Here is a 17,014-nt window from a genome sequence, read left to right on the forward strand (position 1 = left end):
AATGATTAGAACAATGATGAATAGTAAAATTCATAGAGCACGTGTCACAGAATCAAATTTAAATTATGTAGGGAGTATTACTATCGATGCTGATATTTTAGATGCTGTTGATATCCTTCCAAACGAAAAGGTTGCGATAGTAAATAATAATAATGGGGCACGTTTTGAAACATATGTGATTGCAGGCGAACGCGGCAGTGGAAAAATTTGTTTAAATGGTGCTGCATCACGATTAGTAGAAGTCGATGATGTTGTCATTATTATGACTTATGTTCAATTAGATGAACATGAATTAATCGATCATGCTCCAAAAGTTGCTGTGATGAACGAGCATAATGAAATTATTCAAATGATACATGAAAAAGAAAATACAATAATTAAATAACCGGATGTGCGAGTAGTTTTGAAATCTAGGAATCTAAAAATAATTGAAAAAATAAAGCAAACACATGCTTGATATAGTATTAAGGTCTATGCAGTGAGATTTAATCTGCTCTGTAGATCTTTTTCGTTTTTCTATTTAAAAGTAAGGGTAAATCATTAATAAAAATAAGCAAAAGGGATGAAACATATGAACTACCTTAAATATTTAGAATCAAAAGACGGCACAAAACTTTATACAAAAATAAATGAGGTAAAAGAAAGTAAAGCGAATATCGTTATTGCGCATGGCCTTGCAGAACATTTAGATCGTTATGATGAATTAGTTTCATTCTTAAATGAACATCATTACAACGTCATTCGTTTTGATCAAAGGGGGCATGGACGTTCTGAAGGTAAGAAAGTATTTTATAGTAACATAGATGAAATTGTAGATGATTTAGATACAATCATTAATTATGTTCAAGAAAACTTCACTGGTAATATCTTTTTAATTGGTCATAGTATGGGAGGCTATGCAGTCACATTATTCGGTACTAAACATCCAAATAAAGTCGCAGGTATCATTACATCTGGTGCTTTGACTCGCTATAATAAACAAATTTTTGGAGAGCCAAATCGAGATATCCCGGAAGATACATATGTTAAAAATGAACTTGGAGATGGCGTGTGTTCAGACGAAGATGTTATTAAAAAATATAGTAATGATGATTTAGTAGCAAAAGAAATTTCAATGGGGTTAGTATATACGTTATTTGATGGAATTACCTATCTAAAAGAACATTCAAATGACTTTAAGGATGAAGTGCTTATTTTACATGGCAAAGAAGATGGGTTAGTAAGTCCAAAAGATTCAATTGATTTATATAACGAGATTGCTTCAGAACAAAAATCGCTTCATATTTATGAAGGATTGCAACATGAAATCTTTAACGAGTCTTCTTATAATCAAAGTATTTTTAGAGATATAGTTGACTGGTTAGATAATAAAATTAAATAAAATACATTTTGTTTAACGTGAAACATTTAGATGGATATAAAAAATCATGAGTAGGATGCGACCTATTCATGGTTTTTTATGTGAAGTTTTTTGAAAAACGAATTATTTTAATCCTACATATTCTTCTAATGTTTTACCAGATTGATACACTTTTGTAGCAGTGTCTTTTCCTAAATAGCGCAAATGCCATGGCTCATATTGATAACCTGTCACTTCTTCTTTTCCTTTAGGATATCTGACAATAAAGCCATATTTATATGCGTTTTTTGCAATCCATTGACCTTCTTTAGTCTTTCCAAAACTTGCATATAAGTTTTTATCTGAATTAACGCCCCCTACATCAAAGGTAAGGCCTGTTTGGTGTTCTGAATATCCAGGACGTGCGCTATATTTGTCTGCAGCCTGTTTGCCATCGCGTGCAGCATAACGATTGTATAGTTGAACTTGAGTAGGGTAACTTCTGTAACCACTAATTTTGTATAATTGAATACCATCTTTTTGTGCAGCGTTAAATAGTTGCTGTAATGCTTGTTGTGCTTTTGGATCTTCCCCAGGATTATAACTTGAGGGAAGTCCAATATCTTTATTTACAATTAAAATATCATCTGCGTAAGTACGACCATCTTTAACGACTTTTTTATGTTGTTGCGTATCATCATCATGTTTATGTGATTGTGAAGCTTGTTTAGAATGATCTTCGCTTTTTTTATTATCATCATCATGACTGTGGGAACAAGCTGAAAGTAATAAAGCGCTTGTCATTAGTATTGCAGGAAACTTTTTCATATATATGCTCCTTTAATCTTCGAGAATATAGATAGGATTTAAACATTGTACACAGTATAACATATAAATTATTTAAGTAAGTTACAAGTTTTTATGAAAAAAGTGATTTTTAACGAAATTTATATTTATCTTACCCTTCAAATAATGTATAAATAATGTATAGTATATTAATAAAATAAGAAGAATGTATGAGGGGCCAATAGATGAAAAAATTTTTATTTTTGGGTAGTGTCATGATGATGTTATTATCTGCTTGTAGTACACATGAATCTTCAAAAGAAGAACATAAATCAAATCAAAATAACGTTCAAAAAGCTAAAAAGAACGAAACAAATAAAAAAGATGAAACATCATCCATCCAAACGTCTAAATTATCAACAAAAGAAAGATTAGCTTTAGCATTTTGTATTGACGGTGTCGATCAATATACATTGACTAAGAATGAGATTTTAACCGGTATTTATGAATACCGACTACCAACGGGAAAACATAATTATAAATTAGTTGATTTTACATTAGTCAAAGTGAAACAACCAGTAAAGCATGCACCAAAACATATGGAGTTTTTTATGGTTTATCCAGATAAAAGTACAACACAATCACTGATTGGGGTTAATAAAGATACAATTTATGTAGGACGTATGCAAAAAGGAACATTGGATTATAATGATTTACTTGATAAAGGAAAAGAAGTTAATTTAGCAGAAGTATATAAAGACAACAAAGATAATAAAGCCTTACCAGAATTAACAAGTAAAATGCATATTTCGAATTCATTGCCTGATAGTGCAAAGAATGAAGGTAATCCTTTAGCATCAAACGATTTAGAAAAATCAGGTAGTGTAAATACGCGTTACCGAAATGAAGTGTATCGACTCATTTCCGATTTTGATGATGTAGATTTGAAAAAATCAGGATATTTATGGGATGATGTAAAAATGACAGATCATAATGGTAACTGGATTGTGAACTATCGTAATAAAAAAGGTGAAATTCTAGGTACTTATAGAACGAAACATGGAAAGATTCAAAAGTTAGATGAAAAAGGAAATATTGTAAAAGAAGAAAAGTAAATCATTGTTTAATAAAACGTTGTGAGATGATTAAGTTAAAACATGTCGCAACGTTTTTCTTTTTATTATGATACGATAAATATAATAGTAGGAGGTTTGAAACGGATGAAATATAAATATAGAACATTTCATTTTTGTGCAACTATACATTATCAATATTTAAAACATGAAAGTGATAGATATAGATGATGACTGCTTTAGCTATTACGATTTTTATACTGACATTGATTTTTGTTATTTGGCAACCTAAAGGACTAGATATTTCAATTACTGCTGTCATTGGCGCTATTTTGGCATTGATAACAGGAGTGGTAGGTTGGTCAGATGTGGTAGAGGTAACGAGTATTGTTTGGAACGCAACACTAACATTTGTAGCAGTGATTCTAATTTCACTCATTTTAGATGAAATTGGTTTCTTTGAATGGGCAGCACTTCATATGGTACAAGCTTCTAAAGGACACGGATTGAAGATGTTTGTTTATATTATGTTGCTTGGAGCGATTGTAGCTGCTTTCTTTGCAAACGATGGAGCTGCACTTATCTTAACACCTATTGTTTTAGCAATGGTTCGCCATTTAGGTTTTAAAGACAAGATGATTTTTCCTTTTATTATCGCGAGTGGTTTTATTGCTGATACGACCTCATTGCCTTTTACAGTCAGTAATTTAGTGAATATCGTCTCATCAGATTATTTTCATATTGGATTTGTAGAGTATTTAAGTCGAATGATAATCCCTAATCTCTTCTCTCTCATAGCAAGTATCGTGGTTTTATGGATATATTTTAGAAAATCAATGCCTAAACATATTCATATCGATCGTATCAAAACACCAAGTTCAGTGATTAAAGATACAATGTTATTCCGCTTATCATGGATCGTATTAGGATTATTATTAATAGGTTATCTAACAAGTGAGTTTATGCACATACCTGTATCCATCATTGCGGGTATCATTGCTATTATTTTTCTTATTTTATCTGCACGATCAAATGCTGTGCCAGTTGGAAAAGTAGTCAAAGGAGCGCCATGGAATATTGTGATTTTCTCAATTGGAATGTATTTAGTGGTCTTTGGCTTGAAGAACGTTGGTATTACAAGTATTTTAGGACAGATATTTTCAGCAATATCCAATCATGGATTGTTTACAAGTATCATGGGCGTAGGTTTCATCTCGGCTATATTATCTTCTATTATGAATAATTTACCGACTGTGCTCATTGATGCAATTGCTATTCATCAATCACAAGCGACGCATATACTTAAAGAAGGTATGGTTTATGCTAATGTGATTGGATCTGATTTGGGACCTAAGATTACACCTATTGGTTCTTTAGCAACACTACTATGGCTTCATGTCTTATCACAAAAAGGAATTAAAATATCGTGGGGCACTTATTTTAAAACAGGTATTGTCATAACAATTCCAGTCTTATTTATGACTTTATTAGGATTATATATTACATTACAGTTCTTATAAAAAAAGCCAAAAATCTTTTGATTTTTGGCTTTTAATCATTTAAGTAACGATAAAACATAATGTCGTCTCGATAACTTTTTCTGAATATGTCATTGGTAATCAATGTCTAACATGACATTCGTAGAGGACATCATGAAGTATGTCATGTTTAATAGTAAATATTGCAAGTCTTCTTTGAAATAACAGTAAGTGATGCTCTTTAATAAATAGTTATAAAAATTGTAATCTTATCATTTAATTATAAATAAGGTATGATAATAAATATATTTTATATTCAAAGTTCATATAAAAAAGGATGGGATGCTATGGAACAAAAGAAAGAAGAAAAATTTAAATTAAAGATGCCACATACTTATGCAATATTAATGTTTATTATTCTAGTTGCTTGGCTTATGACATATATTATTCCAGCAGGAGAATATGTTAGAGAAAAGAAAAATGGGCAAACATTAGTTGTGTCAGGTACATATCACACTATTTCGTCAGAACATATTAATTTCTTAAATATTTTTAGAGCAATTCCAGAAGGACTTATAAGTGGGGGCGAAATTGTATTTTATGTATTTTTAGTAGGTGGTGCGTTTGGGATTGTGCATAAGACAGGCGCATTTGAAAATGGTGTTAATAAAGCAATGAGAGCATTAGGAAAAGCGAATTTTTTAATGATTCCTTTAACTATGACTGCTTTTTCAATTTTAGGGTTTACGATTGGTTTAGCAGAGGAAACGATTATTTTTGTTCCAATTGGTATTATTATTGCACGTACATTAGGATATGATGCAATGACAGGGGCAGCTATGGTGATTTTAGGTGCTGCAAGTGGGTTTAGCGGAGGAATGTTAAATCCATTTACAGTAGGGGTTGCTCAAACAGTTGCGGAACTTCCAATGTTCTCTGGTTGGGGGCTTCGTACCATCATATATCTCTTTATACTAACAACTGCTATTACAACTGTCATGGTCTATGCAAATAAAGTAAAACAAGATAAGACGAAGAGTATTGTATATCATTTAGAACAAGAAGAAGGTCATATTCAACAAGATATTGAATATCAACACTTTAGTAAAAAACAAGCAGGTAGTTTAATCATTATTATGGCCACAATATTATTTAACGTTTTTGGTATTTTTAAATTCGGATGGGGCTTTAATGAAATGAGTGCCAATTTTTTACTTGCAGGTATTTTAGCTGGATTTGTAGGCGGACTTGGTTTCAATGGAACATTTGATGCCTTAGTTGAAGGAATGCAGAAAATATTATTTGGCGCGATGATTGTTGGATTTGCAAAAGGAATTATCGTTTTATTAGAGAATGGAAAAATTATTGATACTATTGTTCATGGAATGACGACGCTACTAACAGATGTACCCTCGTCTTTAGTCATTATCGCAATGTTCATATTGCAATTTATGCTTAACTTTTTTATCCCGTCAGGATCAGGTCAAGCTTTAACGACTATGCCATTGATGGTACCTATTTCAGATTTACTTCACATTAATCGACAATTAACAGTACTCGCCTTCCAATATGGTGATGCAATCAGTAATGTATTATTTCCTACCTCGGCAATTTTAATGGGAGCCTTAGCTGTAGGTAAAATCTCTTATACTGAATGGTTAAAATTTGTATGGAAGCCACTGATTATTTGGTTAATGATTTGTATCATCGCAATGTCAATTGCTTTAGCTATAGGTTATTAAGTAGGAATATACCTAGAAGGGATACTGACGGTTGTCTGAAGTCAGTGAGATGGCTGTCTTAAAAAGGTGTGAATATCAAAGGTATTAAAACGATGTCTGCCTTTAGGACGCTTGATTCAATTATTAAAGATAGTTTCTTAGTAAATGGAATATATAAATTGTTCTTTTGTGCTACTATTTATGGACTAAAGGAATAAAGCTAAAAGTTTGTTCAAAAGTTCACAAACTTTTCATAGTATTTTACATATAAAGTGCTAACATAATAACTGAAAGTTATATTACTTTAAGAGGTGTAATACATGGCAAATTCTAAAAAAGTAGCACTTGTTACAGGTGCAGCACAAGGTATTGGTTTCAAAATTGCAGAACGTTTATTTAATGATGGCTTTAATGTTGCTATTATTGATTTCAATGAAGAAGGTGCTCAAAAAGCTGCTGAATCACTTTCAAAAGAGGGCCAAGAAGCAGTAGCATTTAAAGCAGATGTATCTAATCGTGACAATGTCTTTGAAGTTACACGTAAAGTTGTAGAACATTTTGGTGAATTAAATGTAGTTGTCAATAATGCAGGATTAGGACCAACAACACCTATCCATACAGTAACACCTGAACAATTCAATCAAGTTATCGGCGTGAATGTGGGTGGCGTATTCTGGGGCATTCAAGCAGCTTTAGAACAATTTGAAAAATTAGGACATGGTGGAAAAATTATCAACGCTACATCTCAAGCAGGCGTTGAAGGTAATGCTGGATTATCTTTATACAGTAGTACGAAATTTGCAGTGCGTGGATTAACTCAAGTTGCTGCACGTGACTTAGCTGATAAAGATATTACAGTAAATGCGTTTGCACCAGGTATTGTTGAAACACCTATGATGGAAGGCATTGCTAAAAAATTAGCTGAAGAAAATAACCAACCAGAAGAATGGGGTTGGAAACAATTTACTGATCAAATTACATTAAAACGCTTATCTAAACCAGAAGATGTAGCTAATGTTGTTGGCTTCTTAGCTAGCAGTGATTCTGATTATATTACTGGTCAAACAATTATTGTTGACGGTGGTATGAGATTCCATTAGTTTAAAAAGTATTCAATAAGAAGATTATACATTGAGCCTAAGACAAAATGAGTTGTCTTAGGCATTTTTAATATGGTGGCAGTCGAAGATTAAATTCAAAATGAATTCTGACTACTCCCATTATTTGAAGATAATAAAAATATTTAGATATTCAATCAAAACAAATATTCTTATTCAAATTTTAGATATTCATTACAAAAATAGTTTTAAGATTTTGAAAAAAATAAATATATAGTAAATTTTAGAGTAAATATGTTATATAATATTGTTTAAATCTTACAGAAAGGAAGTCATCAATGAGGTTAAACAATATTAATATAGTTTCTGGTATTTTGTGTGTATTATCATTTTTACTTGCAGTTTCGATTACATTTACAGATATGTTTTGGTATTTACCTGGCTTTTTTGTCATGATATTGTCAGTGGTTTCAAGTGTTGTAGGTCTAATAAGTGGCAGCAAAGTATTTAATGGTATCACGTTATTTTTAACAATTATTTTCTTTATTATTTTTTCAAGTCCTTTATTACTTGCTTAGAAAAAAAGAATCATTTATATAGCACTATAATATGAACGGCAATCTTTACAACTATAACGTAAAGGTTGCTTTTTATGTGAATTACTTTATATTTCTTAAGATTTCCTTTTATAGAACAGCACGATAGAAGGATTATCAGAATGATTGTCGCATTAGTCATGATGGCGATCTTATCAGGTCAATGGTATTCTTAACCTTTGTTGTCATTGGAGTATTTGTTATGTTCTTTGTTATTAAGTATCTTCCAGAAACACGGGGTATAGTTTATCTGACATTGAACATGATTTAAGATGATGTACGGGTGTGAAATATGGCACTACTTCGAGTATTTGGAGTAGTGTTTTTTATTTTTAAAAAGAAAGGGTAAACATGTAACAGCAATGCTATGAACGGAGGAATTAAGATGAAACAATCGAAAGATTTAGAACGATTACTTAAATCTTTAGATGGACAAAAATATGGCGCTTATAAACGAACGAAAGGGATGTATCAATTTGATCAGTTCTATTTAACTATTGATCATGTCCAAGTCGATCCGTTTGCACCGCCTTCAAAAATGCGCGTCATCATTCAACGAGATGTTGCACAGATTCCTAATGAATTATTAGACACTAAAGATAAACGCATAGCGACTTCAGATTTTTTAACTCGAACAGTTGATACTCAATTAAAGCATTTTAATCGTACAGTGAAAGGTTCAGGAAAAAATGGAAAAATCTTTATTGATCATCCAGGTCAAGAAATACTTGAACGTACATCTGTGGTCATTAATGATAAAGAAATTGAAATACGTATTGAAGTTGGACTGCCAGCAGCTGGACGTAAGATTCTAGGAAAAATAGCATCACACACGATAATGCAAGGCATTCCTCAAATAGTGGAAAAAGCCATACGATATGATAATTTAAATCAACAAGCATTGAAAGAACAGGTTACGTTAAAACTAGATCAAACTTATATTAGACAACAACTTGAAACAGAACACTTAGTCGCTTTTGTAGCAAATGGTTCAATTTTACCAAGAAAAAGTGGTGTGTCAGACGCTCCAATGAAAGGAGCAATTCAATTCACAAGTCCTAAGAAATTTGAACATACAATCAAACTTCCAAGTGGTCGGGCAGTTACAGGGATGGCTATTCCGCAAGGGATCACACTCATTGTTGGAGGAGGTTACCATGGTAAGTCGACATTATTAGAAGCACTGGAACGTAGTGTATATGATCATATTCAACATGACGGACGAGAATATGTGGTGACTCAAAATGATGCAATGAAAATACGCGCTGAAGATGGCCGAAATGTTGAAAATGTTAATATTAGTCCATTTATTGATAATCTACCGGGAAAGAAAGATACGACACACTTTTCTACGGAAAATGCGAGTGGTAGTACCTCTCAAGCGACAAATGTAATAGAAGCATTGGAAGCAGAGACCTCATTATTGTTAATTGACGAAGACACGTCTGCAACTAACTTTATGATTAGAGATGGCCGTATGCAAAAGTTGATTGCGCCTGACAAAGAACCTATTACGCCATTTTCTAATAAAGTGAAACCATTGTATGACGATTACAATGTCTCAACTATACTTATTGTTGGCGGGTCTGGTGATTACTTTGATGTTGCTGACCAAGTACTTATGATGGATGAATATCATTTGAAAGACGTTACAAAAGAAGCAAAACGTATTGCGGATACAGATGGATATAAAAGAGACGTTGATAAACAACAATCATTTGGTACACGTGTAGAGCGCATTCCTTTAACAGCTTCATTTTCTAAAAAAGGAAAAGAGGATCGTTTCAAATCAAAAGGATTACGTTCTATACTATATGGTCATGATCATATTTATCTTGGAGGGTTAGAACAACTTGTTGACGAAAGTCAAACCCAAGCATTAACAGTCATGTTGGATTACTTCAGACATCAGGGGATAGATAATCATACTTCAATGATTCAAGCAACGAATGAGATGTATAACCTTATTGAACGTGAAGGCTTAGAAGCAATTTCTCATTTCCACGGTCATCCAGGTTATCTTGCATTACCTCGTAAACAAGAATTCATAGGTACTTTGAATCGATATAGAGGGTTGAAAGTGAAATAACCATAAATAAGAAGCCCTTCAAAATTTTGTAATGAAGGACTTCTTATTTGAATTTAAATAATGTTTTTTACAATATTCCCGTCTAAGCCAACAATTTTAATATTATTAGGATCTTTTAATATACTGATATTCTCTAAAGGGTTATCATTTAAAATTATAAAATCTGCTTTTTTATTTTTATCAATTGTTCCAATTTCATTTTCATAGCCTAAACACTCTGCTGCAATTTTAGTAGAAGCTAAAATTGCTTGCATAGGAGTCATGCCATTTTCAACCATTAATTCTAACTCACGGAGATTAGTACCATGTTTAAATACTCCAGCATCAGTTCCCATAGCAATCTTAACTCCTGCTTCGACTGCTTTTCTAAAGCTTTTAGAATGAGCTTCAATAACTTCTTTTGATTTATCAATAGAAGCTTCAGACATACCTAATTCTTCTGCATATTCAATCACAGAAACAGGAGCTAAAAGTGTAGGAACTAAGAACATATCTTTTTCTTTCATACCAGAAATTGCTTCATCGTCAAGAAAAATACCGTGTTCAATTGAATGTATACCTGCTTCTATGCAATTTTTAATACCCTGTGTTCCTTGTGCATGAGCCATAACTTTTCTATTACCTCTAAATTGAGCTTCTTGTACCATAACTTTAAGTTCTTCAACTGAAAATTGTGTGAAATGAGGATGATCAGTAGGACTTGTAACACCACCAGTGGCATGAACTTTTATAACATCTGCTCCTGCTCGTAACATTTCTCTAACTTTTTTACGTACTTCTTCAACTCCATCACAAATACCATTAGGTAAACCTGGATAATCTTCAATAAACGTCGGAAGTGGCATACCAGATTTTGTCATTTTATCACCATGACCACCAGTAATAGTTAAGGCATTAACACTTATTTGCATTCTTGGTCCTAAAATTAATCCATCTTCTACAGCTTGCTTAATACCTTGATCAGCACCTAAAGCATCTCTAACAGTTGTTACTCCTGCATTGATTGTACGTTGCAAATGATTAATAGCTTTATAAAAATTGTAAGAAAAGGGACGTGCAAATTTTTCATTAATTGGTCCCATCTCTTCAATGATATGAACATGACTATCTATCATACCTGGTAAAATATATTTATTTGAACCATCAATTATATCTTTATCATTTACTTCTAAATTTTGCCCAATATTTTCAAATCTTCCATTTTTTATATATATATCAATATTTGTTTGAATATCTTTTCCATTACCATCAATTAAATTAATATTTTTAATTATCATAGTATTTCCCCCAATTAAATAAAGTTCATAATGATACCTGTTAAAACTACTGAAGCTATCGTAACAGATGTAAATCCGCCAATTAACATTGGACTTAATAGCTCTTTAAATAACGCTTCTTTTTCTTTATCATTTGTAGCAATTGAACGACTAACTTCTTCGCAAAGTAAATAATCTCCCGGAAAACCATATAATGCGGTTAAAGCAACTGGTATAGATTTTGAGTATCTCCACCCAACTAATTTTGCTGCGATTGCTCCTCCTATTAATATTCCTATAGCCCCTGTTAATAAGATAAGAGTAATTGCTGGAAGATGGTGCCATAAATCGCTGGGTGTTATGTCGCCCATGGATCCGATTACAATCAACATTATTGATACAACTAAGATTGTAAACGATTTGTTTTTTTCTGCTTCAGATTGTTCAAATAATCCAATTTTCAATCCTAATACTCCAAAAGCTAAGCTAATAATCGAATAATGAATGTGTGTAAGATTTCCTATAATAAAAGCTAAAGTTGCTAATACAAACATGATAAATAACCTTAAGACATCATTTTGCAAAATAGGGAATCTTTTATGTAATGATTTTTTTTGTTTATTTTCATTTTTAATAGATGAGTCTTCTAATTGCTCTTTTTTTAGATTATGAGAGATATAGTAATTTCCATATTTCTTCATAAAGAATGAACTCAATGGTAAACCGATTACACTTTGTAGCCCTTGTATTAATGCAGGTAAAACAATTAAATAATTTAAATTTAATTGTTTTAATTTATCAATTGTAATTAATAGAGCGACTATTCCACCTGCAATTGGACCAACTCCAGAAGCAGCAGTTCTAAAATCAAATACTAAAGAAACGACTATTAGAATTAGTGTAGTAGACCCAATGATTCCGCATAAAGAAATAATAACTGCTTTCCACTGCTTTTTTAAAATAGATAAGGGCATCATAGTGCCCATATGCATAATTGCAGGAGCAATAGCAATAGCACCTAATGAAGGCAAAACTGCTGTTTTTAAAATAGTATTAGGCAAAATTCCAACCCATTTTAATAATAAAAAGCTAATCATAGCAGTTAATAGCATAGGCACACGTGCTTTTGTAAAGAAAGAAATAATTTCACCTAATGCAAGCAAAGAAAATAAAATAGTAGCAGAAATAAGAGGTTCATGTATCATGCACATCACATCCTTTCAATATAAAAGTAATACTAACATTTTAAGAAAAAATGTTAGTATAAAATTCTAAATTTTCTAAAAATTACCTAGACACGCAATATATAGGAAATATGTAACATGATGATAATAGAACAGAATTTATCTCAACGAATGCTAATACTTTAAAACATTTGAGACAATGAAATATGTCTTAGATGTTTTAAACATATTTCTTTATTAATCGCGCGCGATTGTTTATACTAAAATAAATCTTGCACGATTGAAAAGAGGTGTTGTATTGGACAAGAATGAGATGACTTTAGCAAATCAACTATGTTTTTCAGCATATAATGTGAGCCGGTTATTTGCTCAATTTTATGAACAACAACTAAAACCATTTGGATTAACCTATTCACAGTATTTAGTTTTACTTGCTCTATGGGAAGAAGATCAACGGACATTACACGAAATTGGTAAGCAACTTGACTTATCGAGTAATACATTAACGCCACTGCTAAAAAGATTAGAACAAGCCGGTTGGGTGACAAGAACTCGTGCAGCAACAGACAAACGTCAATTAATTGTGGCATTAACTGATAAAGCCTATCAGCAACAAAACGCCATCTTTGAAGCGGTAGCTGATTGTTTACCTTCGAATATGAACAAAGCAGATTATAGCCAAGCTAAAGATATATTAAATCAATTAGAACATACGTTGAAACAACTCACTAAAAAATAAAGAATAGGATGAGCTATATGAAAAAATATGATGTTACATTTATTGGTAGTGGACATGCCGCATGGCATGCAGCTTTAACATTAAAAGAAGCAGGTAAAGAGGTAGCTATTATTGAAAAAGAACGTATTGCTGGAACATGTACGAATTGGGGGTGTAATGCCAAAATCTTACTTGAGAATCCGTTTGAAGTATTAGAAGAAGCAACGCATTATCCAGGTATCATTGAATCAAATGATCTTAAAGTAAATTGGTCTAACTTAATGGATTACAAACATCAAGTTATTAACCCTATGGCAGATGTCCTAAAATCAATGTTCGAAAAACAAGATATTGACGTCTACATGAGTGCGGGTGTAATTAAAGATGAACATACAGTTGAAGTAAATGGCGATACATTAGAAACAGAAAACATTGTCATTGCGACTGGTCAACACAGTCATAAATTACCTATTGAAGGACAAGAATATACACATGACAGCCGTGACTTCTTATCAATGGAAGAAGCACCTAAAAGTATCACATTCATCGGTGGTGGTATTATCAGTATAGAATTTGCGTCTATCATGATTAAAACAGGTGCTGACGTTCATGTAGTTCATAATACGGATGAAATTTTACCAGGATTTAACCGTGATCATGTAGATAAATTGGTTGAAAAGTTAGAAAATGAAGGTGTTAAATTCTATCTAAATGAAAATACAACTGCAGTTAAAAAAGATGGAGACACATTTACACTTACAACTGAATCAGGTTTATCCATCGAGACAGCATATGTACTTGATGCAACAGGAAGAGTGCCAAATGTTGGAGGTATTGGATTAGAGAATGTCGGCATTAATTATAGTAAAAAAGGAATCGAAGTTGATGAATATTTAAGAACTAATGTTAAAAATATTTATGCAAGTGGCGATGTATTAAATAAAGCAGTTCCTAAATTAACGCCAACTGCGACATTCGAATCAAACTACATTGCTGCACATATTTTAGGTATGGCACAAAATGAGATTCAGTATCCAGCTATTCCTTCAGTACTATATTCACTTCCACGTCTATCTCAAATTGGTGTGACTGTAGAAAAAGCCAAAGAAAATGATCAATATACAGTAAAACATATCCCATTCGGTAAACAAATGGTTTTTGAATATAAAAACGAAACAGAAGCTGAAATGTATATCGTATTAGATGACAATAAACGTTTAGTAGGTGCTGAAATTTATGCAAGCGATGCTAACGATTTAGTAAATTTACTTGTATTTATCATTAATCAACGTATGACGTCACAAGATTTAAACCAACTTATCTTTGCATTCCCAGGTACTTCAAGTGGTGTCATTGATTTATTAAAAATGAATATGTTATAAGATAATCTAAGTGACAAGTTATTAAGTAGATAATAAATATCCTCTCTTCAAAAAATATTGAAGAGAGGATGCTTATATTTCACTTATGATGATGATTAATGCGTCTGTACCTTGTTAAGTAAGGTATGGACGTATTTTTTATAGTGATTAATAATGTTTAAAAACATTCAAAACGTAAATACACATAATGTAAGAAAAAACGAATACAATTTCATTTGGAGGGATGTTAGTATGACTAAAGAATTTCAATCAAATGGTGTAACAGTAGAAATACCAGAAGAATTAGAATCTGTAGTAGCGTTAGAATATTCATTTGTAGAAGCGTTAGCAAAATTAGACATTAATGTAACCGGCATTGCAGATGATAAAGATGAAAATAATTTAGATGAATCGGTTAAACATTTAGTTGGTAATTATACGTCTGTAGGCTCTCGTCTAGAACCCGACACAGAATTAATTAAAAAAGCAGAACCACAATTGATTGTAGCTGATAAAACAAGACATGAGTCAATATTTGAAAAATTAAATGCGATTGCACCAACTGTATTATTAGATAGTTTTGATGCAAACTACGATCAAAGTATTGAAACATTTAAAACAATTGCAGAACTTGTTTCTAAAGAAGATAAAGGTCGCGAACAAGTCGCGCAACATAATGATAAAGTTGAAAGTTTAAGTAAAGATGTTAAACTTGATAAAAATCAATCAACAATCGCTGCAGTGCCTACACATAATGGCTTATACGTACATGCCTCTCAATCCTATGTAGGCCAATTCTTACAAAAAGTAGGGTTCAATGGTTCTGTTCCTGAAGATATGGAGAACCATCTACCTGAATATATGGGTGCAGATTACTTAAAAGTAGATACAGACCGATTTGCAAGTTTTAATCCAGATCGTATATTTATTATGGTAGATGAAGATAATAAAGATGATTATGAAAAATTAAAAGAAACTGAAGATTGGTCAAATATTGAAGCGGTTCGTAATCAACGTGTGCATGACGTCAATCGTGAACGTTGGGCGAAATACAGAGGCCTAATCGCATCAGAACTAATCTTAGAAGACTTAACAAATATTGAAGAATAAAGTTATTTATTTCTAGAATTCATATTTTGGGGTAAGACAGAAAGTTGTCTTACCCCATGTTTTATATTAAAATGTCAATTTAAAATATGATAACGTATGAGATGAATAATTAAACGTGCTACGACAGATACAACAATATCCTGACTTATTCATTTACCTATTAAAAATTTAGACGAAGTAATCCAAGATATTAAACATATTAGAGTGGAAAAAGATATTCAAGTTATCATTGAAACCATTATAAATCAAGACATTTAAAAAGGTTGGTCTTTCATATTAAGAAAGGACCAACCTTTTGTATATTAACACTGCGGGGTGTCTTATTTATTGTTTTTTAATTCTAAGAATTTTTCAGCTACAGCTTTACCAGATTGTGGATTTTGTCCAGTAATGATATGACCGTCAATCACAGCGAATTGACTCCAATTGTCACCTTTTTCGTAATGTGCACCACGATTTTTAAGTTCATCTTCTGTTAAATAAGGTACTTTATCTGCTAAGCCAACTGCTTCTTCTTCAGTATTAGAAAAACCAGTTACAGTTTTACCATTAATAATAGAGTTACCTTCACTATCTGTAACATTTAATAGACCAATAGCACCATGACATACAGAAGAAACTGCACCGTTATTTTCATAAATGTTACGTGTTAATTCTTGTAAACCTTTATTATCTTTGAAGTCCCAAATTGTTCCGTGACCGCCTGCGTAATAGATAATATCATAATCTTCAGCACGTACAGCATCTGGTGTAAGTGTACTACCAAGACGTGTCATGAAGTCGTTATCTTGATAATATTTCCAATCTAATTCAGACATCATATCTTCTTGTAGACTTGCAGGATCGATAGCTGTATAGCCACCTTCTGGACTAATATAGTCGATATCATAACCATTTTTGTATAATACATCTGCAAAGTGAACGACTTCACCCAACCATAATCCAGTTGGACGATTCATATCAGGATATTTTGAAACGCTTGTAACTACAACTAATGCTTTACTCATCGTATACCTCCTAAATTGTTTACGTAATTCATAATTACCCATTTTTAAAGAGGAATAACACATGCTAGGTATATTTTTTATATTAAAATATAATTTCATTTGATTGAAAATAATTTTACAAAAGTGGTTTGAATCATCTTAATGGGGGTACATACTAATATACAATTTACCAATTCTATGAATTCGTAAAAGTATCCTCACTAGTCAATAGATTAGTGAGGGTTTTTGTGTTCTAATG

Annotated in this window: 15 protein-coding genes; 11 read left to right on the top strand and 4 right to left on the bottom strand. The window is 32.0% G+C overall.

The genetic code is table 11. The features are described from left to right. Window position 1 precedes the first annotated feature (1 nt). A complete protein-coding gene (gene panD / locus AC2FB1_RS04615) occupies window positions 2-385 on the top strand; it encodes an aspartate 1-decarboxylase (RefSeq protein WP_490674118.1) in 384 nt (127 codons plus the stop codon). Between the two features lie 186 nt (window positions 386-571). Continuing rightward, window positions 572-1,381: an alpha/beta hydrolase gene (locus AC2FB1_RS04620; protein WP_490674119.1), complete on the top strand. Its 810-nt coding sequence runs from the start codon at window positions 572-574 to the stop codon at window positions 1,379-1,381. Window positions 1,382-1,483: 102 nt separating this feature from the next. Here AC2FB1_RS04620 and AC2FB1_RS04625 read toward each other — a convergent pair whose 3' ends face one another. Continuing rightward, window positions 1,484-2,167, bottom strand: coding sequence for a M15 family metallopeptidase (locus AC2FB1_RS04625; protein WP_490674120.1), 684 nt, complete (start codon window positions 2,165-2,167; stop codon window positions 1,484-1,486). Between the two features lie 203 nt (window positions 2,168-2,370). Between AC2FB1_RS04625 and AC2FB1_RS04630 the strand changes: the two genes are divergently transcribed. From AC2FB1_RS04630 to AC2FB1_RS04655, 6 genes are all read left to right on the top strand, one after another. Continuing rightward, window positions 2,371-3,240, top strand: coding sequence for a hypothetical protein (locus tag AC2FB1_RS04630; protein WP_490674121.1), 870 nt, complete (start codon window positions 2,371-2,373; stop codon window positions 3,238-3,240). A gap of 188 nt (window positions 3,241-3,428) precedes the next feature. Then, window positions 3,429-4,718 carry an arsenite efflux transporter membrane subunit ArsB gene (arsB, locus tag AC2FB1_RS04635; RefSeq protein ID WP_490674151.1) on the top strand — a complete coding sequence of 430 codons (1,290 nt, stop codon included), beginning with the start codon at window positions 3,429-3,431 and terminating at the stop codon, window positions 4,716-4,718. Between the two features lie 305 nt (window positions 4,719-5,023). Then, window positions 5,024-6,418 carry a YfcC family protein gene (locus AC2FB1_RS04640; RefSeq protein ID WP_490674122.1) on the top strand — a complete coding sequence of 465 codons (1,395 nt, stop codon included), beginning with the start codon at window positions 5,024-5,026 and terminating at the stop codon, window positions 6,416-6,418. A gap of 299 nt (window positions 6,419-6,717) precedes the next feature. Beyond that, complete coding sequence (locus AC2FB1_RS04645) at window positions 6,718-7,497, top strand: (S)-acetoin forming diacetyl reductase (protein ID WP_490674123.1); 780 nt, start codon at window positions 6,718-6,720, stop codon at window positions 7,495-7,497. A 296-nt stretch (window positions 7,498-7,793) separates the two neighbouring features. Then, the gene (locus AC2FB1_RS04650) at window positions 7,794-8,033 is read left to right on the top strand and encodes a hypothetical protein (RefSeq protein WP_490674124.1); all 240 of its coding nucleotides are present in this window, start codon (window positions 7,794-7,796) and stop codon (window positions 8,031-8,033) included. Between the two features lie 403 nt (window positions 8,034-8,436). Then, window positions 8,437-10,140 carry an ABC-ATPase domain-containing protein gene (locus AC2FB1_RS04655; protein ID WP_490674125.1) on the top strand — a complete coding sequence of 568 codons (1,704 nt, stop codon included), beginning with the start codon at window positions 8,437-8,439 and terminating at the stop codon, window positions 10,138-10,140. Window positions 10,141-10,193: 53 nt separating this feature from the next. On the opposite strand, the gene AC2FB1_RS04660 is transcribed toward AC2FB1_RS04655, so the two are convergent. Further along, window positions 10,194-11,417, bottom strand: a complete 1,224-nt coding sequence (locus AC2FB1_RS04660; protein WP_490674126.1) for a metal-dependent hydrolase family protein — start codon at window positions 11,415-11,417, stop codon at window positions 10,194-10,196. 14 nt (window positions 11,418-11,431) lie between these two features. Further along, on the bottom strand, window positions 11,432-12,601 hold the full coding sequence (locus AC2FB1_RS04665; protein ID WP_490674127.1) for a hypothetical protein: 1,170 nt from the start codon (window positions 12,599-12,601) through the stop codon (window positions 11,432-11,434). Between the two features lie 277 nt (window positions 12,602-12,878). Here AC2FB1_RS04665 and AC2FB1_RS04670 point away from each other — a divergent pair, with 277 nt between their 5' ends. From AC2FB1_RS04670 to AC2FB1_RS04680, 3 genes are all read left to right on the top strand, one after another. After that, window positions 12,879-13,319 carry a MarR family winged helix-turn-helix transcriptional regulator gene (locus tag AC2FB1_RS04670; protein WP_490674128.1) on the top strand — a complete coding sequence of 147 codons (441 nt, stop codon included), beginning with the start codon at window positions 12,879-12,881 and terminating at the stop codon, window positions 13,317-13,319. 17 nt (window positions 13,320-13,336) lie between these two features. Further along, window positions 13,337-14,680, top strand: coding sequence for a dihydrolipoyl dehydrogenase family protein (locus AC2FB1_RS04675; RefSeq protein WP_490674129.1), 1,344 nt, complete (start codon window positions 13,337-13,339; stop codon window positions 14,678-14,680). 231 nt (window positions 14,681-14,911) lie between these two features. Beyond that, complete coding sequence (locus AC2FB1_RS04680; protein WP_490674130.1) at window positions 14,912-15,769, top strand: ABC transporter substrate-binding protein; 858 nt, start codon at window positions 14,912-14,914, stop codon at window positions 15,767-15,769. 320 nt (window positions 15,770-16,089) lie between these two features. Here AC2FB1_RS04680 and AC2FB1_RS04685 read toward each other — a convergent pair whose 3' ends face one another. After that, entirely contained in the window at window positions 16,090-16,776 is a 687-nt protein-coding gene (locus tag AC2FB1_RS04685) for a type 1 glutamine amidotransferase domain-containing protein (protein WP_490674131.1), read from the bottom strand. Between the last annotated feature and the right edge of the window lie 238 nt (window positions 16,777-17,014).

Source organism: Staphylococcus sp. CoH_129_LAB_1 (genome assembly GCF_058191515.1).

What these genes read in the sequence shown, in the direction of transcription:
- AC2FB1_RS04655 (WP_490674125.1), top strand. Translation starts at nt 8,437, where the DNA reads ATGAAACAATCGAAAGATTTAGAACGATTACTTAAATCTTTAGATGGA.
- AC2FB1_RS04640 (WP_490674122.1), top strand. Translation starts at nt 5,024, where the DNA reads ATGGAACAAAAGAAAGAAGAAAAATTTAAATTAAAGATGCCACATACT.
- AC2FB1_RS04625 (WP_490674120.1), bottom strand. Translation starts at nt 2,167, where the DNA reads ATGAAAAAGTTTCCTGCAATACTAATGACAAGCGCTTTATTACTTTCA.
- arsB (WP_490674151.1), top strand. Translation starts at nt 3,429, where the DNA reads ATGACTGCTTTAGCTATTACGATTTTTATACTGACATTGATTTTTGTT.
- AC2FB1_RS04630 (WP_490674121.1), top strand. Translation starts at nt 2,371, where the DNA reads ATGAAAAAATTTTTATTTTTGGGTAGTGTCATGATGATGTTATTATCT.
- AC2FB1_RS04675 (WP_490674129.1), top strand. Translation starts at nt 13,337, where the DNA reads ATGAAAAAATATGATGTTACATTTATTGGTAGTGGACATGCCGCATGG.
- panD (WP_490674118.1), top strand. Translation starts at nt 2, where the DNA reads ATGATTAGAACAATGATGAATAGTAAAATTCATAGAGCACGTGTCACA.
- AC2FB1_RS04680 (WP_490674130.1), top strand. Translation starts at nt 14,912, where the DNA reads ATGACTAAAGAATTTCAATCAAATGGTGTAACAGTAGAAATACCAGAA.
- AC2FB1_RS04650 (WP_490674124.1), top strand. Translation starts at nt 7,794, where the DNA reads ATGAGGTTAAACAATATTAATATAGTTTCTGGTATTTTGTGTGTATTA.
- AC2FB1_RS04665 (WP_490674127.1), bottom strand. Translation starts at nt 12,601, where the DNA reads ATGATACATGAACCTCTTATTTCTGCTACTATTTTATTTTCTTTGCTT.
- AC2FB1_RS04620 (WP_490674119.1), top strand. Translation starts at nt 572, where the DNA reads ATGAACTACCTTAAATATTTAGAATCAAAAGACGGCACAAAACTTTAT.
- AC2FB1_RS04685 (WP_490674131.1), bottom strand. Translation starts at nt 16,776, where the DNA reads ATGAGTAAAGCATTAGTTGTAGTTACAAGCGTTTCAAAATATCCTGAT.
- AC2FB1_RS04645 (WP_490674123.1), top strand. Translation starts at nt 6,718, where the DNA reads ATGGCAAATTCTAAAAAAGTAGCACTTGTTACAGGTGCAGCACAAGGT.
- AC2FB1_RS04660 (WP_490674126.1), bottom strand. Translation starts at nt 11,417, where the DNA reads ATGATAATTAAAAATATTAATTTAATTGATGGTAATGGAAAAGATATT.